We start from the raw sequence: 19,570 nt of genomic DNA, 5'->3' as shown, positions 1-19,570 counted from the left end.
GAATCTGGAAGATAAATTGCGAGACCTTTCTATATCTCGGAACGCGTCAGAAGGTAATCAAGACCGCCCACCCGATACCACCGATAGCCATAAGGTTCGAGCACCACCGCATGTCGACCGTCGGTGCCAGGCTCGCTGTGGTCATCCGAAAGAAGATTGATCAGGCGGCAGTCAATCGGTTGATCGCTGTTCGAACGAAACTTCGCGGTGCAAGCCTCGGCGCCGAAGTTATGTAAAAACAGCACCGAGTTGTTGCGCCAGTGATAACACAACGCAAGCACATCGCTTCGTGATGTGCGTAGCACTTCGAAGTCCCCCCAGCTGATCTCGGGGACTTCCTTGCGCATGCGGATCATCCGCTCCATCCAGTTCAGAAGCGAATTCGGGTCGCGCCGCTGCTGGGCCACATTGATTCGCTCAAAACCATATGCCCCGCCGGATATGACGGGTGTGGGCGGCTTTGCATGCTTGGTGAAGCCGCCCTGCGGCTCTACCGACCATTGCATCGGAGTGCGCGCGCACGCGCGCTCGGGGCGGCGCAGGTCGTCGCCCATCCCGATCTCATCGCCGTAACGGAACACGGGTGTACCGGGCAAAGTGAGCATCAGGCTGTAGGCAAGTTCCAGACGGCGCCTGTCGCCCATCAGCATCGGTGCAAGCCTGCGTCGAATCCCGCGCTCATAAAGCTGCATGTTCGGCTCGGGGGCGAACGCTGTGAACACGGCTGTGCGTTGTTCGGGTGTGAGGCGACCCAGATCGAGCTCGTCGTGATTACGCAGGAACACACCCCATTGTGCGCTCGACGGTCGTGGCTTCGTCGCGAGCAACGCGTGTTTCAACGGTTTGATATCGCCCGTTGCGAGCGTGTAGAACGTGTTCTGATTGACCTGAAAGTTGAACATCATGGGCAGGCGCTCACCTTCATCACCAAAGTACTCCAGGTCGGTGTCAGGCGACACATTGGCTTCCGCGAGAATGATCGCGTCGCCTTCGCGCCACTGCAGAAACTCGCGAAATGTTCGCAACATACCGTATTGCTCGACAGGCTGACGCACCTTCGGGCCTTTTGTCGCAATCACGAAGGGCACGGCGTCCATGCGGAATCCGGAAACCCCGAGCTGGATCCAGAAACCCATGATCTTCAGCAGCTCGGCCTGCACATGAGGATTGGACGTGTTGAGATCCGGCTGAAAGTCGTAGAAGCGATGGAAGTACCAGCGCTTTGCACATTTGTCGAAACTCCATGTCGATTTCTGCACGCCGGGAAATACCACGCCTCTTTTTGCGTCCGGCGGCTTCTTATCTGCCCAGACATACCAGTCGCGATATTTCGAATCGGGATCACTGCGTGCTTCCTTGAACCACGGGTGCTGATCGGAGGTGTGGTTGATCACGAGGTCGATGATCACGCGCAGGCCGCGCTCGGCACAGGCGTGGGTAAATTCGGCGAAGTCGCCGAGCGTGCCGTATTTCGGATCGACGTTGTAGTAGTCGGAAATGTCATAACCATTGTCACGCCCGGGCGAAGGTTGAATGGGCATCAGCCAGATCGCCGTCATGCCGAGACCTTGAAGGTAGTCGAGCCGACGCATGAGTCCCTTGAAGTCACCTACGCCGTCGCCATTGGCGTCCATGAAGGTGCCTACCGACAGGCAGTAGATGACGGCGTTCTTGTACCAAAGGTCGTTGAGCATATGATCCGCACATGCGCCAGGCGGTCCACTATGAAGAGGAATTGAAATGCCCGGGCTGACGTGGTGGCAACGCGGTGGGATCTATCAGATCTACCCTCCGCTCGTTTCAGGACAGCAGTGGCGATGGCATCGGCGATCTGGTCGGCATTGATGCACGGCTCGAATACGTTTGCGCGCCTGGCGCCGACGCTTGGATTTCTCCGATCTATCCATCTCCCATGGCCGGTTTTGACTACGATGTGGCGGACTACTGTGACATCGACCCAATGTTCGGCAGCCTGCCGGAGTTCGAGCAATTGGTGATCCACGCCCATCACCTCCGCCTCACAATGGGAACCGTCGGAAGCGCTGTGGCGTACCCCAAATTACATCTGCATTGTAAAAGGCGCCGCGCGACTGCGGCGTCCGCGACGCCCGCGCCCCATCGATGTCGCTTGCCCTGCCGGCCCCGGCGAAAGACTCATGCGGCTGTGGCGTGCTAAAAATCCGTGTGGTCACGATCGTACCGTTTCGTCCATCGACGCATTGTCGGCGACGACGATTGGCGGATGCTCGGGCAGCATGCAAAGGCGCAGAAGCGTGCCGGACAGCTATTCAGCGCGGGCGCACGTCAGGACGACAATGGTGATGCAAAATGCTGCGTCGTCGAATACAGAGGGCGTGTTGCGCACGATGGATATGTATCTGCTGCGGACTGGCGAAGGAGGTGCCGGACAGACCGCATCGCAGGTGTCGATGCAGTCCACCCGCCTCAACACGGGAACGGCGCCGAGGCTTTCGCTTCGTTTTCCGCCGTCAACTACTACTGGGACACCCCTTTTTTGGCGGCGAGATCCTGTGCCATCTGGTAGTGGTGCTGGATCGTCGGCAACGCATCTTGCGCCGCTTTCTTCAGGCTGGCATCCTGGCCGTCGGCAATCTCCTTTTGGAAAGCTGCGACGGCCTGTTTGTGGCCCTCGACACCGACCTTCGCGATGTACGCCTGATCGAACGCCTTGCCCTTTAATCCTTTCAGTGAATCGAGTACTGCCGTGTCGGAGTTGTCCTTGGGCACCGTGACGCCGTGAGGCGCGGCCATTTTGAGCTGCACAGTCAGCTTGGTGTGATCGAGCATCATGTGATGCGCGAAAGATTCAACATCCTTGTCGTCGGAATTGTGCGTCGCAAGTTTCGCCGCGTCGATTTCGGTGGACGATGACATTGACGCGGCCTGCACGAAGTCCCTGTCGGCCTGTGCGAGCGGATTGGCAGCGGTCGTCGATGCGGCTTGCGTCTGCGCAGCGGCAAGCGGCGAAACAACAAGTGCGCCTGCACAGATAGTGGCGAAAATAAGCGTGTGTCCGGGTCTCATGGCGTTCTCCGAGAGTCATGCATGGAATCGTCCGCCCGGTGTGAGCCAGGCTTCGACGTAGGTGAGCAAGTACTGAGCCGCGCAGGACCGGGCCGCCAGTGCGCTCGGTCTACAAGCGCTGCCCGTTTGACGTGGCTAAGAGCCGGATGCTGCAAAGTTTCTTGCCCCGCGCGCAGATTGAGTCATGAAAAATGGAGGCGTACTTTGAGCAGGCTACGCGCAAGACATCTGAATCGGCGCTCGCCCGATACGCCGGTCACTCCACTAGCCGTGCAGCGCGGAGCGTGAAACATGAGAGTGATGGCTGGAACCGAACGAGATCGACCGGGCGCTACACACATGGGACCAGCAAGACGCGGGCACTACGTGCGAGTCGCGCTACATCCGGCGGCGACAAGTGAATGACAGTGGTCAACGACAGAAGCGGCCGTGCTTTTCACAAGCAAATAGTCCATCTGGCGTGAACCGTGGAACTGCCTGCTCACAATGCAAACGTGACGCGTTGCAAACCACAGCATACAAAAAAGGCCAGGCCATCTCGATTGCCTGCCCGGCCCGACGAAACCCTTCCCGCCCCGACTCGATCGTTGCCAGATGATCCGCATCCGCTGTACCTGCGCCTAACCGAAGACGCGGCATCGACGGCGATACGCGGATAAAAAAATCAGGCCGAGCCGCATCGGCGGACGTTCTGCCGTGGCAAGCGCAATCAGAACCAGGGGCAACTGTCGGTTAGGTCGCCAGATTGTGAGACCGGCGGGCCAGCATTCGCTGTCCAACGCTGAACTCACCCACGAGTGCATCTGCCGGACTTCCGAGGAAACGCCCCCTCGCCTCATTCAATCGAAAAGGAGAAGTCCGGCATGACGGCACCCGCGCTAGTTATATCTCCAGGGCTAGTCCGGATCACACGCGTCTGTACGTGGCGAGCGACCGGCTCCGTCTGCGGTTGGGAACAGACAATGCTTCGCGAAGATTCTCGCTGTAGGAGCCGAACGGGATGAAAAAGCTGCTCGAGATCTCCCTCGGCGTCGTAACCGGCGTGGGCGGGTTTCTGGAAATGGGCTCGCTGGCAACAGCTGCGCAGGGCGGCGCTGCGTTTCGCTTCCAGCTCGGCTGGCCGATTCTCGTTGGCACGCTGTGCATCATCTTTCTGACCGAGATGGCGGGACGCTTCGCCGCGGTCAGTCAGCATACGATCGCCGACGGCATCCGCGACCGGTTTGGCATCCGTTTCTTTCTGCTGCCTTTGATCTCGATGCTCATCGTCAACACGCTCGTGCTGTCGACGGAAATCGGCGGCGTTAGCGTCGCGCTCGAAATGGCTACCGGGCTGAAGCACCCATGGTGGGCGCTGCCCGTCGCGCTGCTCGCGTGGTTCACTCTGTGGCGCGGCACTTTCGGACTTATCGAAAAGGGCGTATCGCTGCTCGGCCTCGTCACGCTGAGCTTCGTCGCCGCAGCGGTGATGCTCGGGCCCGATTGGCATCGGGTGGCAGCAGGCCTGCTGCCCAACGTGCCGCACCATGATCCCGCCAACTACTGGTTCATCGTGGTCAGCATCCTGGGCGCGTCGGTCACGCCGTCTCTGTTTCTCTTCTATTCGTCAGGCGCGGTCGAAGATCGCTGGGACCAGGGCTACCTTGGCGCGAACCGCGCGATCGCGGGCCTGGGCATGGCGTTTGGCGGCGGCATTTCGCTCGCCGTGCTGATCGCGGCGGCGTGTGTGTTTCCCGCCCACGGCATCGCGCGTGTCGACGATTACCGGCAACTGCCGCTGATGCTTGTCACGGTCTTTGGCTCATGGGGCTTCGTGCTGTTCATCGCATCGCTTGGCTTCGCATGCTTCGGCGCGACGCTGGAGATCGCGCTGGAGCAGGCGTACTTCGTGGCGCAGGGCTTCGGCTGGAACTGGGGCGAAAATCGCAGGCCGCGCGACGATCCGGGATTCTGCCTCGTGTACACATGCGCGCTGGCGATCAGCGCGATTCCGGTCGCCGCGGGCGTCGACCCGCTCAAGCTGACCGTGTTCTCGATGGCGCTGACCGCGTTGAGCCTGCCCGTGACCGTCGCTCCGTTCCTCGTGCTGATGAACGACGAGAGCTATGTCGGAAATCACCGCAACGGCGCGCTTTCGAATGCGGTGGTCATCGCCATCATCGGGCTCGGCTTCGTGCTGGCTGTTGTCACGGTGCCGCTACAGATACTGGGAGGCAGTTGATGGACCTGGTACGCGACGTACTCGACAAGCAGGTGGTGGACCGGCGCGGCGCGAAGATGGGGCGGGTCGACGGTATTGTCGCGGAGCTTCGCCCCGGCCGGCCGCCGGTTGTGATGGCAATCGAGATCGGCTCCGTAGCGATGGCGCGACGCATCGGCGAGCGCACCGGGCGCTGGATTGCGCGGCTCGCCGCGAAAATTGGCGGTCCACGATACGCCGAGCCATACCGAATTCCTTGGCATCGGGTCCGCCGCATCGATGTCGACATCAAGGTAGATATCGACGTGGTCGACACACCGCTTGACGATTGGCAGTGCTGGCTGCGCGAGCACATCGTCGGACGCATTCCAGGGGCGCGGTGATGACGCAGTTCAATGTCGATCTTCTGCTCGGCCGGCGCGTGGTGTCGCGTGACGGCAAGACCGTCGGACGCATCGAGACGATCCAGGTCATACGCGACGGTGACGAGTGGGTGATCAGCGAATTTCACATCGGCCCGGATGCATTGCTTGAGCGCCTGGCCGTGGTGGTGCTGCCGCGACTGCTGCGTGACGTGCTGTTCCACTGGCGTCACTCACGCAGCTATCGGATCGCGTGGCACCGGATCGATCTGACGGATGCGCGCAATCCGCGGCTGGTGTGCGAAGCACACGACCTGGATACCTAGGTCATCACCGACGCTCGGGTCAAACGGGTTAGGGCCACGAGGTTTCGCGCCGCGTCGATCGGCTTCTGCACCGGGCGCATCCTCGCAGCGGCGGCACGGGCCTTGCGCACCGGTTGTACCCAACAGGAACGGCAACTCGATCGCAGTCACGGGCGGGGCGGCGATTCTTCAAAGGTGTCTGGCAAGCCGCAACTGCGGCGTTCTTCTATCATTCCGGTGCCGCGCAAAGTTCCGAATAGAGCTGCACATATTCGTCTACCATCCGCGAAGCAGTGAAGCGTGATTCGAACGCGCGGCGGCAATCATGACGATCGATCGCGCCGATCCGATCAACAGCGGCAACTGCACCATCCAGATCATCGACGAGCCAGCCGCTCACGCCGTCTTCGATGATTTCCGTCATCGCGCCCCGCCGGAACGCAATGACAGGCGTGCCGCACGCCATTGCTTCGATCGCGACCAAGCCAAAGGGCTCCTCCCATTCGATGGGAAGTAATAGAGCCCGCGCCCGGGAAAGCAGCCTGCTGCGCGCCTGTCCGCCCGTCTCTCCAAGAAACTCGACAAACGTCGCGTTTTGCTGCAGCAACGGTGTGAGGTTGTTGCGGAAGTATTCTCGCTCGCCGGGGTGGACCACGCCGGCGATCTTCAGTTGCATGCGTGCCCGACGCGCAATTTCAACGGCGAGATCGGGTCGCTTGCCTGGCATGAGCCTGCCGAGGAACAGCAGATGGTCGTGCGGTGAAGCGTCGAATGGCAGTGCATCGGCCGGAATGCCGTGGTGAATGGTCCTGACCCAGTTGGCCCACGGTATTGGCTTTCGCTGGCTCTCGGAAATAGACACGAGCGGCGCCCCGGCGAACTCGCGCAAAAGGGGACCGTGGTCGTGAGGCAGCATCAGCGCATGCATCGTCGTGACGTAGTTGCACCGAAGGCGGTGCATCACGGGCAAGTGGATGGGCTCGCCGTGAAAGTGCAACACATCAAAGGCGCGTGCATGCCGCGCGACCTGTTCAAGTTGACGGATGTGATGGCACGACGTATCCCACGCGGAGGGATCCCGCCACAGCGCCCGGTCGCACCCGGCGATCAACGCAGCGGACGTGCGCGAATCGCCGCTTGCGAACAGCGTGACATCGTGCCCGCGTTGCACGAGTTCTTCCGTCACATAGTGCACGATGCGCTCAGTTGCGCCGTAAGCGTCAGGCGGAACGCATTCGTATAGCGGCGCGATCTGGGCTATGCGCATTGCGCCTCTTCAACTGTCATGGTGGTTGTTGTCGCAGCGCAATTTGCGTTCCGCTCGCGAGCGGACTCATTCGCACAGTGATGAAACGATGAGGCGCGGCCTGTGGAACAACAGATGCTGGCTGCACTTGACGGTAACTTCCGGGAATACAGTCATGCGCACCGCCCAGCTGGATGACCGGCACAAGAACGATTTTGTCGGGCAAGCACGCGCGCTGCTGTTCCCGGTTGACTGGCCTGAGCCGTTCGGCCTCGTGCTGATTGAAGCGCTGGCGCGCGGCACGCGCGTGATCGCGTTCGGACGCGGCCCGGTGCCCGAAATCATTGATGACGGCGTAACGGGCTTCATCGTGGAAACGATCGATGAAGCCGTCGAAGCAGTCACGAAGATCGACGGGATCGACGGGGCCCGCTGCTGCGCCGCATTGGAAAAGCGGCTCGCAGTGTCCCGTATCGCCGACGAGTATCTGACGGCTTACGCAAAACTGATCCGCGAGGCGCACGCCTTTCGCGCGCATTGAAGGGAGGCGTCATGCGTTATCTGGCCTTGGCAACGGACTATGACAACACGGTCGCGCGTGACGGTCGCGTAGCGGATTCCACGTGGGCGGCGCTCGAAAGGCTGCGCGGGTCGGGGCGCTATCTGATTCTCGTCACGGGGCGCGAACTTGACGATCTGATGACGGTCTGCCCGCGCCTTGACATGTTCGCTCGCGTCGTCGCGGAAAATGGCGGCGTACTCTTCGATCCCGCGACAGGCGAAAGGCGGCTGCTTGCGGACACGCCGCCGAAGGATTTTATTGACGCATTGCGCGCGCGGGGACTGAAGCACTTCAGCGTCAGTCAAACGCTCGTCGCGATGTTGAAGCCAAACGAACAGGTTGCACTCGAGACAATCCGCGATCTGGGTCTCGAACTGCATGTCGTGTTCAACGGTGACGCCGTCATGGTCCTTCAGCCGGGCATCACGAAAGCGTCGGGACTGATGGCGGCACTCGACGCACTGCGGCTGTCGCCGCTGAATGTCGTCGGCGTGGGCGACGCAGAAAACGACCATGCGTTGATTCGCGCATGCGGTTTGGCCGTCGCCGTGCAAAACGCGCTGCCCGCGCTGAAAAAGCAGGCGGATCTGGTCACGTCGCGTCCGAACGGCGAGGGCGTCGCCACCCTGATCGATGCGCTGATTGCCGACGATCTGCGCGGCCATACGTCGTCGCTCGCCAAATGCAGGTTGACCGTCGGCAAGCGTGGCGAGTCGGCGGAGTCACCAGCCGTCACGGTCGATACCGCTGGCAGCACCATGCTGCTGGTGGGCGCGTCGGGATCGGGAAAGTCGACGGCGGCCGAAGCGTTGCTGGAAAGGCTGACCGATGCCGGGTACCAGCTTTGCATCTTCGATCCGGAGGGCGATTACATCAACAACGACCGTCTGACGGTAGTGGGCAACGCGCAGACCATGCCTGCCGAGGAAGAGGTGCTGCAACTGCTCGAACGAGCGCGGCAGCCTCAGGTCGCCATTAACATGATGCGCGTGCCGCCCGGCGAACGTCCGCAGTATTGTGCCGAGCTGCTTCTGAGACTTCAGGCGCTGCGCGCGCGAACAGCACGGCCTCACTGGCTGGTCTTCGACGAGGCGCATCATCTCTTTCCGGCAACCTGGGCATCCGCGGGCGCGGCCGTGCCGCAGGCGCTCGAATCGACGCTCGTCGTCACTGTGCATCCCGAACAGCTTTCGCCCGCGCTGTTGAAACAGATCAACATCGTTCTCGCGATGGGCGACGATGCGGCTGACAGGCTCAGATCTTTTGCGTCGTCTGCCGGCATCGCGCAACCGGTTGCGCCGGTGGCTGGCGCCCGGTGCGGGCAAGCACTGTTCTGGGAGCCGGCTAAAGAGGACCCTTTCCTGGTGACGATCGAGCGCGGACGCAGCGCGCATCGTCGCCATGTCAGGAAGTATGCCGAAGGCCTGCTGATTCCTGAGCGCAGCTTCTATTTCCGCGGACCGGGCGGGCAACTCAATCTGCGCGCGCACAACCTTGTGCTGTTCGTCGAACTGGCCGAAGGCGTCGATGAAGCGACATGGCGTTATCACCTTCAGCGCGGCGACTACTCGAAATGGTTCGAAAGCGTGATCGGTGACGTCGAACTCGCAAACAGCACAAGGGCAATCGAACAGGACACGGCGCTGTCGCCCGCCGAGAGCCGCAAGCGCGTGTTAGGTGAGGTCAACCGGCGCTATACCCAGCCGGAAAACCCAACCCTGCCGAGACCGGACCACTAGCGTCATCACCGCTGGCGCTCACCCCTTTAACGGTGCTCGCGAATATTGGCAACGCAGGAGACACGAAGCCATGCGATCTTTCTTGGTAGAGAATGATGAATTGATTGCCTAACTTGTGATCGAGGACTTTGCAGTTGAACTGGCGTCCAATATCACGGATGAAGAATCTGCCCCCGGAAGAAAAATATACGGCGCTTCAGATCGACGGGACCAGCTCGCGGCGCTCGGCCCCCGAAGCACCGCGGTGCGATGAATCGCGAATCACGGTCCGTATCGACGTTGCATGCGTGGGCGGACTTCTGTCAAGGAGCACCGATCCGAAGCGCGCCCAGCAACGCTAGCTACCCTTCTTTGCAGGATTGGGCGTATCTGGTGTTTGCGTTCCTTCAACTCGTTCCACCTCTACCTGCGTTCCCCGGACGGTGTCGTTGATCGTTTCTTCACGCGTCTTAGCTTCTTTGCCGACGACCACCTCCTCGACTACGCGCGCGGTCTTGGCGACTACAGGCTGTTCCGCGGTTTCGCGGATTTCGACTGAGCTCTCGGTCAGGTCCGCAGCGGTTGCCGGGCGATCGACGGCGCGACGTTCGATCGTTGCATTCTCTTCCCGCAGGCTCACTGATTCGCTCACGGGTGTTTCCTTGACGCGCGAATACACCCGCACGCCGCCCGTCGACACTTCACGCTTGCCAACATCCAGCGTCTCCTCGACAACAGGGAAAGCCTTTCGCTCGGCTTCGACCTGATCGGCCGTGTAGGCGGGCGCCGTGCTGTCATACCCTGCGTAGCCAGAGGTTCTCCATTGAGCGACGCGCGAGTCGATGTCGATCGCGCCGGCGCTCGACAACGTAGCTCTCACGCGCTCCACGGATGTGTCGTCCGCGACGTCGACCGCTAGCAGTACGCCGCCGCGCCGGACGGCCTCCTGGTAATGGCCCACCTCCTCGGGCCGATCGTCGTCGCCAAAGAGCCGCTTGAAGAAGTGCTCGATGCGCGCCATCGCGCCTTCGTGCGGCTCGCCGGTGCTGCTAGTCGAGGCACTGCGTGTGACCGCGTTATCGCTGACGGCCGGCTCGCCTGCCGCGCCATAGGTACTGTCGCTGTCGTCGGAACGGTGAAGGCTGATGTCAGCGCGCGGTACGCCTTCGGCTTCAAGGCGGCTCGCCGCGTTCTCTGCCTGCGCTAGCGTGTCGAATACACCGATGATCGTCTGATTCATTGCAGCATCTCCCACTTGTTTGACGGCCCCCGCTGGCCGTGTCAGGAATCGGGATTACGTATGCGCAATGGCTGTACCTGGCAAGACACTGTCAATCTTCAGCGTCGGGGCGCCACGGTCCGTCGGCGCCATCGCGTCTTTCCACGACGATCTTTTCCGACTTTAGTTGTACTTCGTGCACGCTGTCGGTTTCTGTCGCCCGTGTCGTCACGTGCACTTCTTCTTTGAGAATGAGCTTCGTCGTTACGACGGGCACGTATTCATAAACCGGGATGATGAGGGTATCGCCTTCCCATCGCGGTTCCGACTGCTGCTCGACAGGTTGATTGACAGGCACCCGCCGCACTTCGACGCTTTGGCTGCAAAGCCGCACGGGCACACTGTGCACTTCTTCGCTGACGAGCTTGCGTATGCGCACAGCGCCTGTCTCCGCTGTGTGCGTGTCGACAGCAAGACGTTCCTGTACCGCGACGACACGCGCTTCGGGCGCTTCGGGCGATGCCGGGGCAGGCGCGGTCGGCGATGATTCTGTTGGCTTGCGATCCGGATCCATCGGCGTCTCCTTGGTCGAACGGGCGTCTCCCGCTCGCGTCATGGCTGGCGGGCAAGATCGCATGAGCAGAAAGCGCTCCAGGCCGGGCTCAAGAAACGTCTGTGCGCTTCCTGCTGCGCAGATACCTATGCAGCGCCTGAGTTGCGACGCGCAGCCCGTCCATAGGAAGGCGAAGACGAACGTTGCATCGAGGCATGATGGTTGCGCCACCGTTTGAGCTTTTTACTGTCGGCTCGCAGCGTGAGCGCCAAAAATCATCCGCGGCTCGCGCGGCCAGCCTGCCTCAATACGCCTAGTCTGCCTACCCTGGGAGATGCTCATGGCCCGCTCGTTTCAATTCGCCGCTCGCCCCGGGGGCACTACCCGGATGCTTATCGCCGCAGCGGTTACCGCCGCCAGTTCTGCGATGTGGGTGCAGCACCGCTCGAAAAAAGCGGAACGGGACAATCCACCCTTCGGCCAATTCATCGAGGTAGACGGCGTGCGACTCCACTACGTCGATCAGGGGCAGGGAGCGGCCGTAGTCCTGTTGCACGGAAATACCGTCCAGTTGCAGGATTTTTATGCGAGCGGGCTGATTGAACGACTTGCCGTCAATCACCGGGTCATCGCCTTCGACCGGCCCGGGTTCGGATACAGTGAACGTCCGAGAAAGCGCCTATGGACCCCCCAGGCTCAGGCCGCGCTGATACAGCGCGCGCTTTGGAAGATGCGAATCGCGCGACCGGTTGTACTAGGGCACTCTTGGGGCGCGCTGGTTGCATTGGGTATGGCGATCCGTGATCCTGCCGATGTACGCGGGCTCGTGCTGATTTCCGGTTACTATTTCCCGACGGCGCGTATGGACGTCGCGCTGACTGCGCCAGCCGCGATTCCCGTTCTTGGCGATGTGCTGCGTTACACGACGTCGCCGTTGGCCGGGCGCATACTGCTGGGGCGCACCGCAAATGCGATGTTTTCACCGATGCCAACGCCAAATGAATTCTTCGACCTGATGCCGCGGGAGATGTTGCTTCGTCCTCGCCAGATGCGCGCCGAGGCGGAAGACGGTGTCCTCATGATCCCCGCTGTGGCCGATTTTCGTAGACGCTATTCCACGCTCGACGTACCCGTCTGTATCATTGCCGGCGAGCGCGACAAAATCGTCCGTCCAGCAGCTCACTCGGTACGGTTAAGCCGGGAGTTACCTTACGCCGCGCTGCTTGTCGTGCCCGGTGCCGGTCACATGGTGCACTATTCGTTCCCCCGCGCTATAGACGATGCGATACATGTGATGACCCGCGACAGGAGTACGCTCGCATGCCCGTCCGTTGGGGAAGCGATGGGTATTGAACGTGATGGGTAGCGAAGGTAATGGGATCGTCCGTCACGCTGTAGTCGAGCTTCCAACGGAGCATCGACGTGAGCGCTGTGAAGTTTTGACTTGCAATCAGGTGTTGAATAGGAGGATGGCGCGATCGATGGATCGCGCTTTAGAGACTTGAGTTCCATCGCGAGGCTGCAAGTCGCGTGCGACGCTTATTCTCATCATCATGTTGTGCGAAGGCGCAGTACATTCCGACCAATTCGTTGCGCGACCAACGAGTTTTCACAGTCCGCCGGTATTAATAAAAATTGTGCCATATAGCGATTCGATTATCACTATTGGCCCCAATTAAAGCAGTCGAGCCATAACCGCGCCAACGCCCATTCACGCGTTCCAGATGAAACGTTTCTCAGCTTTTTCGGCCATGCTGTCCTCAATTGATTAAGTAAAGAAGTTAAGGATTCAGCGTTCGTCTAGTAGCATGGCGTCGAAAGGTTATCGTCTGAATCGATCTGCACGGGCCTCCTTCTTTCGAGCTTGCTTGCAATCCCTGCATCCACTCACTCTCTGCAAGAGGAGCCTTTATCGTGCCCCCGACAAGAGGAGAAATCATGTCGTATCGAATCAATCGGAGAGCGTTTCTGGGCGGGGCTGCATCAGCCATTACGTGGGCTACCTTGCCCTTTTACGCGCGGGCTGCCACAACTAACGTAATCCGCGTCGAATGGCAGCAGTTCAAATCGACCACGCATTACGCGTCGTTTCTCAACGCCGTGCGAACCATGCAGGCGAATACCAACGCTGCAGATCCGAATTCATGGCAATACTGGACCAACGTCCATGCGAACTATTGCCCGCACAAGCAGCCGTATTTTCTGGCCTGGCATCGCGGCTATCTGTACTACCTCGAACGGCAAATAAGGCTGGTTTCCGGCGACGCCGGCTTTACGCTACCGTATTGGGACTGGTTCAAGAATCCGCATGTTCCCGCTGAGTTCACGGATCAGGCGAGCGGCAATCCGCTTTACTGTCCGCGCCTGAACACCAATGTGTATAGCGCGCTCGATCTTTCCCCGTGGGCGTCCAGTACGGTGAATTTCCAGCGCGGCACCGTCAACTCATTCGAAGAGAAGTTCGAGACGGCGCCGCACAACCCCGTGCACAACATTATCGGCAATGCGATGGCCACGATGCAGTCGCCTCGCGATCCGATCTTTTATCTGCACCACGCGAATGTCGACCGCCTGTGGCACGCATGGGCGCTGCCCGACGGCAGAACGATGCCGGTGCCGAGCGATCCGTATTGGGCGGGCACCTTCACTTACGCGACGGGCCTGACGATCCTCAAAGAGCAGACTTACTCGGCACGCACTCGCCTCGGCTATGACTACGATAATGCGTCGCGTCCGACGTCCATGCCACCGCAGGCACAGGTGGGGCGCATCATTCGCGTGCAGGCCAGCATTGGCGGGTCGCGCAGTCGCCCGGCAACCGGCTCGTTCGCTGCAACGGCCGCGCGCAATATCGAAACGGGCGTGCGCTCAATTGGCGGGGTGAAAGGCGTCGCGCTGCGCGAGCAGTCGACGACCGCGCGCGTCACAGCGGAGGCCGCGTCGACGGCGCATGTTCAGCAGTTGCTCTCCGCTACGGCCGCACCGCTGGCGGAAGCTTCCCGCGGCGTGACTTCGTCTGCTGCTACTGTGAACGGCTCCGCAGCGGGGCAGTACCGTTCGATCCGGGTCGTGTTCGACGCGATCTCGGTGACGCAGGCTGGCGCCGCGGGCGGTTACTACTACAACGTCTACCTGAATCTGCCCGACAGATTCGACACGGACACCGCACGCCAGCAAAACCTCCTTGGCACGCTCGGCGCGTTTGAAATCGCCGGGGCGTCGCATCACGGCATGGTGATGCTCGAATATCCGGCTACGGCTGCGTTGCTGAAGACAGGCAATGGCGGATCGCGCGACTACTATGTCACGCTCGAACGGGTCGACGGGCCGAATGCACCCAAAGGGGCCGTCATCAACGTCGGCGAGCTGCGAGTCGAGCTGTCCACTGAGCCGGCGTACATCGTGTCTCCCCTGCGCAGCCGCGCGCCCACGGACGCACCGTATTGATGTGACGCCCATGCAAAGGCGGGAATGCGTCTGTCCGGCATTCGGTGGACCGACGCGGGACACCTTGTTGCTCATACACCCAAGCCAGGGAATCCGGCGCATGCGACGCCTTCGCCTGGTGTTCGCTCGCATTGGAGATCATGGAGGCCACACCGATGCCCCGCAGGCTACGACCTTCGAATAATGTTCTCGCTTATCCACGCGACGACGCGATGCGGTTGGAAGCAGCCGAAACGGCGCGCACTGAAGATGGAATGCCGAAACGTGCCGCCCGACGCCTGAAAGACCAGATGAAGGCGTTATTGCCCGATCTGCTTTTTCTCTCCCTATTGCATCGGAAACTGGTGGGCCGCTATCCTAATCTGCGACGGCCGCGCACGTTCAACGAACACATTCTCATGCGCAATCTGAAGCCCGATCCGCGCTATGCCGCATTGACCGACAAGATCACTGTGCGCGATTACGTCGCACGTACGCTCGGCGAGTCGTATTTGATCCCATTGATCGCGGTGCCCGACGAATTTACGCGCGACGTTTTTGACTCTCTGCCGCAATCGTTTGTCATGAAGGCAAATCACGGCAGTGCGTTCGTCGAGATCGTGCGCGACAAGTCAAAGGTGAGCTACGAACATCTGAAAAGACTGGCCGATCGCTGGCTGGCGACAGAGTTCTACCATGTCTCTCGCGAACGCCACTACAAGGAAATCGAGCCGCGACTGTTTTTCGAAAAATTGCTGCTCGATAGCTCGGGGCAGGTGCCCGCCGATTACAAGGTGCATTGTTTCCGTCGCGAAGGCAGGCGTCCCGTGATGTACATCGTGCAGATTTCAGACCGCTTCGGCCCGCTTCCGCGTGGCAATGTGTACGACGTCGACTGGAACTATCTTGACGTCACGATCGGCGAATATGCGCGTAGTGCGACACCAGAGCCGCCGCCGCCCAACCTGTCCGATATCCTCCAGGCAGCGGACAAGCTCTCGCGTGATTTCGATTACGTGCGCGTCGATCTCTATGCGCCAGACAATGCGCTGTTTTTTGGCGAACTGACTTTCACGCCCGGCGCGGGCGTCGTGCCGATGTTTCCCGATCGAGTCGATTTCGAATGGGGCGGACTTATCGGCGCACGGGTATAACGTCGATCCAGCGTGAATTTCCGGGCGATTCGCGGCTGTTTGTAGAGCAGGCCCCAGCTTCAATCTGCGATGGCCAGGTTGTTGAATGTGAAAACTGTCAAAGATACGTTCCCGGCAACGACGCGCCATCAACACGTGCCTTGACGCGATGCATCGGCAACTATCCTGGAGCCAATTCTGACAAGCCTCAAACGCCTCGGTCTTCACCCACCCGGTAATCGCGGGTCAACAGAAAGCGATTCAGCCGCTGAAATCAGAAAGTCGGCGCCCTTATTCCACGAATGCGCGACTTGCTCGATATCGGAAAATTCCTTGGTCCAAAGTTGGCATTTGAGGCATCCGCAGTGATGGCGAGGGTCTTTCTCGCGAAGCGCCAGGAATCGCGTGTAAATCTTCGGCGGCGTTTTGCAGAGCGGGCATTCCCGCACACGGGCCGTCAAGCTATCTGTTTTCATTCGGGTTCATCCTCCGTGTCTGGCTGTGCACCTTCACCAATGCACGCCCTAACGACTACCCATAGTCGCCTGTGCGCTCGCGCTCGGTAATCGGGAAGCCGTCAGGCGGATTGATGGAATAATGCGGACGTATCCTTTCGCTCATGGCAGTTTGTCATCGATCATGTCGAGTGTTATCGAGTAAAGCTCCTGGTAGGCTGCCGATCCCCTGCCGGCTATCGTCCAGGCGCGCGCCATGTCGTTCTTGCTCACGCCGCGCCAGTTTTTCCCGGGAGTGAGGGAAGTCAAGGCCGAACATATCTGCCACCCGGGGATGCCCCGGAAACGCTCCATGAAAGCCTCAGGTGTGCGCGGGACTGGAACCTGCGCGGGCTTTGCAGCGGGTTGGGATACAGGCACGGGTGCAGCGGGGCGGCCATTGGGCGTTACACGCAAGCGCGGGATGATCGCGCGCAGCGCTCGCGCGCCGTCATCCGCGCGCACGTTGCCGACGACGCACACGGAAGCCTTTCGCGAACAGAAACACACGAGAAGGTCATTGAGTGTGCGCATCGTGTTTTCGTCCACACTAATCGTGTTGGGTGTGCCGCGCAACGGGTCTCGTAACAGCGTGCGAAGAATTTCATCGTGATTCATTTTGGATCCTAATTGAATGTCAAAAGGCGAGGCGCGCGATAGCCTATCGGTGTAGCGGAATGCGGGATGGGTGCACTCTTTCCCGGTCACATAGCGTTCGAGATACATAGTGTTCACGAGATTCAACTTTCCGCGAGGAAACGTGACCTCGTACGCCTGCGGGGCGAGCGGCGCGGGCTTGCTGGCATTGGCCATCATGGTCATTCCAGCGGGGACGGGTAGAGCGCTTGCCAGTGCGTCGGCGTGTGAATGCGGTCGCCTGACTGGCTGAACCACGCGCCATCCTCGTAGCACGCAACCATGTGAAAGCGGCCCTGTCCGGGTTCATTAAACGTGTACGCCGACACGAGCACCTGCACGCCGTCATCCGGCAGTTGGTCCGTTACGCGAATCCACATGCGCTTGAGCATCGTGCCGATCGCATGGAGGATCGGCCCGGCGCCGCCCGACTCTTCAGGGGTAATGCCGAGAATCGCGGTGATCGCGGCGATATCGCGCGCAGCGTCCTCGAAAAGCCCCTTGAAGTTTCCGCCGGGCGGCGTTGCGCGGCTCACAAACGCGGCGAACGTGAGCATTTCGGCGTATTGCTCGCTCGTCGCGCCACGCTGGGTCGTGCGCAGGTACATATCAACGGCGGGCCTTACGCGATCTATATCGGCCTTGACAACTTTCATTGGTGTTTGCGGAGCGGTGCTCATGACGGTTCCCCTTGGTGTCATCGTTCTCTTTGTCATCGTTCTCTTCTTCGTCCGTGCGCCGCGGCGTGGCGCGCTTGCCCAGTACGTATTGCGAGCTCGCTTCGCCAGGGTCATGCGTCTGCGCCACGAAGACCCATAGCCAGGATACGCAAAGCGAGAAAAGTAACAGGTGGCCGTCGCTCATGACGGCTCCTGTGTGCGAACGTGTAATGACGCGCCGGTCTCGCCGACAAGGCGGCAATCAATTGGCGCGTATTGCTCGCTCGGCACGAGCACAGAAAACCTGTCCCACACGAGGTAGCAGCCAAGGAGCGAAGTGTCCGGTAGTCCCGGATCATTACTGCCGATGCATGCGGTGCGGTGAGCGGTTGCGCGCGGACAAGGCTTGTTTCCGCACGTCTCGCACGCCCAGGCCGGTCTGCGAATGGTCACACTCGCAGCGCCGTCCTTTGCCTGTGAGACGGTATCGCCTCCGAAGCTGATCAGAAGGGTGTTACTAGCGCGTGGGGCCGTGGCGATGGGTCGCCATGACGGGCATCCAGTGTCACAAGCGCCGGCCGGTCGGCGGCGGATGCTCTCTCTCAGGTTCATTTTTGTAATCCCAACGCTTGACTGCGGATTGTTTTGTGGGAATGCGAACAGGGGTTCTCCGTGCTCATGAAACGCTGAAACGCACGTACCAAGGCGGGCGACGCTTGCAACCGCAATGAAGCGCAAACGTACGCGCAAGTAAGAAATTACACGGCATTTTCCGCAAGGAAAGAACGTGGGATATATGCGACAGCGCACAAAAGATGAATGATCGATACCTATTTCGCCGGGCTGTCGTGGCGGCAGTGCCATTTTCGCCCGACCCAGACGAATAGGGTCGGCCACGAAACGTTAGTCGGGTCTCCGGCGCGACGCAGTTTTAGGCGCATCTTCGGATTGCCGGACGTGTGCTTCCCAACATATCTCGCTCGTCTCATTTGCCATGATGCGCTCGAGCCGAACGCTAGCGACGTGCCCGACGGGATCGGTGCATGCATGAATAGAAAATTTTGCTTCCGCTTTTCTTTCGCGTTTGTGGTCCCTGTTCATATTGTTTCTATTCCACGATCCGGGGAGGTCGTCATGTTTGCGGTCATGAATACAGGTAAAGGTAGAAGTGCAACGCCGGGGAAACGGATGCGTTCACTGGTCGTCATGGTGATTGCGTTGTGTGGCCCCACAATCGCCACGGCACAGGATGCGGCTTCGAGAACGGAAGCGGCGGTGCCGGCGTCGGATGTTAGCGCCGAAGCGCAGGATACGCTGTACTACGTGTGCGGCCAGGCAGGTCTGGAAAAAACCGTGACTTCGCCTGACCCGAAGCATCCGTTCAATCTCGCCATTACATTCGTTGCGCAACAGAACGGTGCACCGCTTTCGGACGTCGCTGTCCGTCTGCGGCGGCATGGAAGAGTGTTGATGGATTTCGTCGCGAGCGGGCCGCGTTGCCTGTTCTCGGTGCCTTCGGCCAGTTATCGCATCGAAGGCACATACCAGGGCGAAATGAAGTTTGAAATTGTAGAAACAGAAACGTTTGATACGCAGATCAGGTGGTAAGCCGCGGCCTGTGCACCGATGATGGCGAGTATGTGCCTCCATCGTCGCACAGGGCGCGGTCGGCGCGAATGCATGGCGCTTGAACTGCGAGCTTCGGCAACCCGCCAGGCAGTGTCAATCGTGCACAGAATATTCCGGCCGCTCAGACGGCGTCTCCGCAATGGCAAGCGGGTCATCCAATTCGCGACGACAAGTGTTGAATCATCGCCATTTCGGTGAAATGGCCGTCGCCAAACAAGCGGCTGCAAGGCAGACACTTCGCGACTCACCGTGAGGGGATGCACGAGGCGTTTGATTGGCGACGTTGCGACAATGCCGATCGGCTACACTAGGTATTGGACTTTCTGCCCGATATGGACAGAATGATCGCAACATTAGGGCACGCGATGTGCTCCGTCGCCTTA

General features: G+C 60.2%; 18 protein-coding genes and 1 pseudogene. 10 read left to right on the top strand and 9 right to left on the bottom strand.

Annotated elements, in window-relative coordinates; genetic code table 11:
- Positions 1 to 29: 29 nt before the first annotated feature.
- Complete coding sequence (locus tag J8I87_RS00780) at positions 30 to 1,694, bottom strand: alpha-amylase family protein (RefSeq protein ID WP_209929537.1); 1,665 nt, start codon at positions 1,692 to 1,694, stop codon at positions 30 to 32.
- A 46-nt stretch (positions 1,695 to 1,740) separates the two neighbouring features.
- Between J8I87_RS00780 and J8I87_RS00775 the strand changes: the two are divergent.
- Positions 1,741 to 2,020: pseudogene (locus J8I87_RS00775) on the top strand (alpha-amylase family glycosyl hydrolase); the annotation flags it as partial.
- Between the two features lie 476 nt (positions 2,021 to 2,496).
- Here J8I87_RS00775 and J8I87_RS00770 read toward each other — a convergent pair.
- On the bottom strand, positions 2,497 to 3,045 hold the full coding sequence (locus tag J8I87_RS00770) for a DUF4142 domain-containing protein (protein WP_209929536.1): 549 nt from the start codon (positions 3,043 to 3,045) through the stop codon (positions 2,497 to 2,499).
- Between the two features lie 1,000 nt (positions 3,046 to 4,045).
- Here J8I87_RS00770 and J8I87_RS00765 point away from each other — a divergent pair.
- The 3 genes from J8I87_RS00765 to J8I87_RS00755 are packed head-to-tail and all read left to right on the top strand — an operon-like array spanning position 4,046 to position 5,933.
- Entirely contained in the window at positions 4,046 to 5,266 is a 1,221-nt protein-coding gene (locus tag J8I87_RS00765; protein WP_209929535.1) for an NRAMP family divalent metal transporter, read from the top strand.
- Positions 5,266 to 5,628, top strand: coding sequence for a hypothetical protein (locus tag J8I87_RS00760; protein ID WP_209929534.1), 363 nt, complete (start codon positions 5,266 to 5,268; stop codon positions 5,626 to 5,628). The genes J8I87_RS00765 and J8I87_RS00760 overlap by 1 nt, the downstream gene beginning before the upstream one ends.
- Positions 5,628 to 5,933 carry a hypothetical protein gene (locus J8I87_RS00755; protein WP_209929533.1) on the top strand — a complete coding sequence of 102 codons (306 nt, stop codon included), beginning with the start codon at positions 5,628 to 5,630 and terminating at the stop codon, positions 5,931 to 5,933. Before J8I87_RS00760 ends, J8I87_RS00755 begins: the two co-directional genes overlap by 1 nt.
- Positions 5,934 to 6,141: 208 nt before the next feature.
- On the opposite strand, the gene J8I87_RS00750 is transcribed toward J8I87_RS00755, so the two are convergent.
- Positions 6,142 to 7,179 carry a glycosyltransferase family 4 protein gene (locus tag J8I87_RS00750; protein WP_209929532.1) on the bottom strand — a complete coding sequence of 346 codons (1,038 nt, stop codon included), beginning with the start codon at positions 7,177 to 7,179 and terminating at the stop codon, positions 6,142 to 6,144.
- Between the two features lie 154 nt (positions 7,180 to 7,333).
- Here J8I87_RS00750 and J8I87_RS00745 point away from each other — a divergent pair, with 154 nt between their 5' ends.
- Entirely contained in the window at positions 7,334 to 7,699 is a 366-nt protein-coding gene (locus tag J8I87_RS00745; RefSeq protein WP_245253613.1) for a glycosyltransferase, read from the top strand.
- A gap of 11 nt (positions 7,700 to 7,710) precedes the next feature.
- Positions 7,711 to 9,459 (top strand): HAD hydrolase family protein, encoded by a 1,749-nt coding sequence (locus J8I87_RS00740; protein ID WP_209929530.1) that lies wholly within the window; start codon positions 7,711 to 7,713, stop codon positions 9,457 to 9,459.
- Between the two features lie 337 nt (positions 9,460 to 9,796).
- Here J8I87_RS00740 and J8I87_RS00735 read toward each other — a convergent pair whose 3' ends face one another.
- Together J8I87_RS00735 and J8I87_RS00730 are read right to left on the bottom strand one after the other, a co-directional pair.
- The gene (locus J8I87_RS00735) at positions 9,797 to 10,678 is read right to left on the bottom strand and encodes a YsnF/AvaK domain-containing protein (protein ID WP_209929529.1); all 882 of its coding nucleotides are present in this window, start codon (positions 10,676 to 10,678) and stop codon (positions 9,797 to 9,799) included.
- Between the two features lie 91 nt (positions 10,679 to 10,769).
- Positions 10,770 to 11,231 (bottom strand): YsnF/AvaK domain-containing protein, encoded by a 462-nt coding sequence (locus J8I87_RS00730; protein ID WP_209929528.1) that lies wholly within the window; start codon positions 11,229 to 11,231, stop codon positions 10,770 to 10,772.
- A 319-nt stretch (positions 11,232 to 11,550) separates the two neighbouring features.
- Between J8I87_RS00730 and J8I87_RS00725 the strand changes: the two genes are divergently transcribed.
- The 3 genes from J8I87_RS00725 to J8I87_RS00715 all read left to right on the top strand — a co-directional run bounded on the left by J8I87_RS00725 (position 11,551) and on the right by J8I87_RS00715 (position 15,790).
- The gene (locus J8I87_RS00725; protein ID WP_209929527.1) at positions 11,551 to 12,576 is read left to right on the top strand and encodes an alpha/beta fold hydrolase; all 1,026 of its coding nucleotides are present in this window, start codon (positions 11,551 to 11,553) and stop codon (positions 12,574 to 12,576) included.
- Between the two features lie 572 nt (positions 12,577 to 13,148).
- Positions 13,149 to 14,657, top strand: coding sequence for a tyrosinase family protein (locus tag J8I87_RS00720; RefSeq protein WP_209929526.1), 1,509 nt, complete (start codon positions 13,149 to 13,151; stop codon positions 14,655 to 14,657).
- A gap of 254 nt (positions 14,658 to 14,911) precedes the next feature.
- Positions 14,912 to 15,790: an ATP-grasp fold amidoligase family protein gene (locus J8I87_RS00715; protein ID WP_245253612.1), complete on the top strand. Its 879-nt coding sequence runs from the start codon at positions 14,912 to 14,914 to the stop codon at positions 15,788 to 15,790.
- A gap of 203 nt (positions 15,791 to 15,993) precedes the next feature.
- On the opposite strand, the gene J8I87_RS00710 is transcribed toward J8I87_RS00715, so the two are convergent.
- The 4 genes from J8I87_RS00710 to J8I87_RS00695 all read right to left on the bottom strand — a co-directional run bounded on the left by J8I87_RS00710 (position 15,994) and on the right by J8I87_RS00695 (position 17,763).
- Positions 15,994 to 16,245, bottom strand: a complete 252-nt coding sequence (locus tag J8I87_RS00710) for a hypothetical protein (RefSeq protein WP_209929524.1) — start codon at positions 16,243 to 16,245, stop codon at positions 15,994 to 15,996.
- A 141-nt stretch (positions 16,246 to 16,386) separates the two neighbouring features.
- Positions 16,387 to 17,079 carry a hypothetical protein gene (locus J8I87_RS00705; protein ID WP_209929523.1) on the bottom strand — a complete coding sequence of 231 codons (693 nt, stop codon included), beginning with the start codon at positions 17,077 to 17,079 and terminating at the stop codon, positions 16,387 to 16,389.
- Between the two features lie 2 nt (positions 17,080 to 17,081).
- A complete protein-coding gene (locus tag J8I87_RS00700; RefSeq protein ID WP_209929522.1) occupies positions 17,082 to 17,507 on the bottom strand; it encodes a DUF551 domain-containing protein in 426 nt (141 codons plus the stop codon).
- Position 17,508: 1 nt separating this feature from the next.
- Positions 17,509 to 17,763 carry a hypothetical protein gene (locus J8I87_RS00695; RefSeq protein ID WP_209929521.1) on the bottom strand — a complete coding sequence of 85 codons (255 nt, stop codon included), beginning with the start codon at positions 17,761 to 17,763 and terminating at the stop codon, positions 17,509 to 17,511.
- 614 nt (positions 17,764 to 18,377) lie between these two features.
- Between J8I87_RS00695 and J8I87_RS46200 the strand changes: the two genes are divergently transcribed.
- Positions 18,378 to 19,166 (top strand): hypothetical protein, encoded by a 789-nt coding sequence (locus J8I87_RS46200; protein ID WP_409518710.1) that lies wholly within the window; start codon positions 18,378 to 18,380, stop codon positions 19,164 to 19,166.
- The last annotated feature ends 404 nt before the right edge of the window (positions 19,167 to 19,570 follow it).

The sequence above is a fragment of the Paraburkholderia sp. LEh10 genome, from assembly GCF_017814945.1.
Lineage (GTDB): Bacteria > Pseudomonadota > Gammaproteobacteria > Burkholderiales > Burkholderiaceae > Paraburkholderia.
Note: the sequence above shows the minus strand (reverse complement) of the source record. Positions and strands in the feature narration are given on the sequence as shown.

Bases quoted from the DNA above. Each gene is read 5' to 3' on its own strand.
- J8I87_RS00780 (WP_209929537.1), bottom strand. From the start codon at position 1,694: ATGCTCAACGACCTTTGGTACAAGAACGCCGTCATCTACTGCCTGTCG.
- J8I87_RS00770 (WP_209929536.1), bottom strand. From the start codon at position 3,045: ATGAGACCCGGACACACGCTTATTTTCGCCACTATCTGTGCAGGCGCA.
- J8I87_RS00765 (WP_209929535.1), top strand. From the start codon at position 4,046: ATGAAAAAGCTGCTCGAGATCTCCCTCGGCGTCGTAACCGGCGTGGGC.
- J8I87_RS00760 (WP_209929534.1), top strand. From the start codon at position 5,266: ATGGACCTGGTACGCGACGTACTCGACAAGCAGGTGGTGGACCGGCGC.
- J8I87_RS00755 (WP_209929533.1), top strand. From the start codon at position 5,628: ATGACGCAGTTCAATGTCGATCTTCTGCTCGGCCGGCGCGTGGTGTCG.
- J8I87_RS00750 (WP_209929532.1), bottom strand. From the start codon at position 7,179: ATGCGCATAGCCCAGATCGCGCCGCTATACGAATGCGTTCCGCCTGAC.
- J8I87_RS00745 (WP_245253613.1), top strand. From the start codon at position 7,334: ATGCGCACCGCCCAGCTGGATGACCGGCACAAGAACGATTTTGTCGGG.
- J8I87_RS00740 (WP_209929530.1), top strand. From the start codon at position 7,711: ATGCGTTATCTGGCCTTGGCAACGGACTATGACAACACGGTCGCGCGT.
- J8I87_RS00735 (WP_209929529.1), bottom strand. From the start codon at position 10,678: ATGAATCAGACGATCATCGGTGTATTCGACACGCTAGCGCAGGCAGAG.
- J8I87_RS00730 (WP_209929528.1), bottom strand. From the start codon at position 11,231: ATGGATCCGGATCGCAAGCCAACAGAATCATCGCCGACCGCGCCTGCC.
- J8I87_RS00725 (WP_209929527.1), top strand. From the start codon at position 11,551: ATGGCCCGCTCGTTTCAATTCGCCGCTCGCCCCGGGGGCACTACCCGG.
- J8I87_RS00720 (WP_209929526.1), top strand. From the start codon at position 13,149: ATGTCGTATCGAATCAATCGGAGAGCGTTTCTGGGCGGGGCTGCATCA.
- J8I87_RS00715 (WP_245253612.1), top strand. From the start codon at position 14,912: ATGCCGAAACGTGCCGCCCGACGCCTGAAAGACCAGATGAAGGCGTTA.
- J8I87_RS00710 (WP_209929524.1), bottom strand. From the start codon at position 16,245: ATGAAAACAGATAGCTTGACGGCCCGTGTGCGGGAATGCCCGCTCTGC.
- J8I87_RS00705 (WP_209929523.1), bottom strand. From the start codon at position 17,079: ATGATGGCCAATGCCAGCAAGCCCGCGCCGCTCGCCCCGCAGGCGTAC.
- J8I87_RS00700 (WP_209929522.1), bottom strand. From the start codon at position 17,507: ATGTACCTGCGCACGACCCAGCGTGGCGCGACGAGCGAGCAATACGCC.
- J8I87_RS00695 (WP_209929521.1), bottom strand. From the start codon at position 17,763: ATGAGCGACGGCCACCTGTTACTTTTCTCGCTTTGCGTATCCTGGCTA.
- J8I87_RS46200 (WP_409518710.1), top strand. From the start codon at position 18,378: ATGATCGATACCTATTTCGCCGGGCTGTCGTGGCGGCAGTGCCATTTT.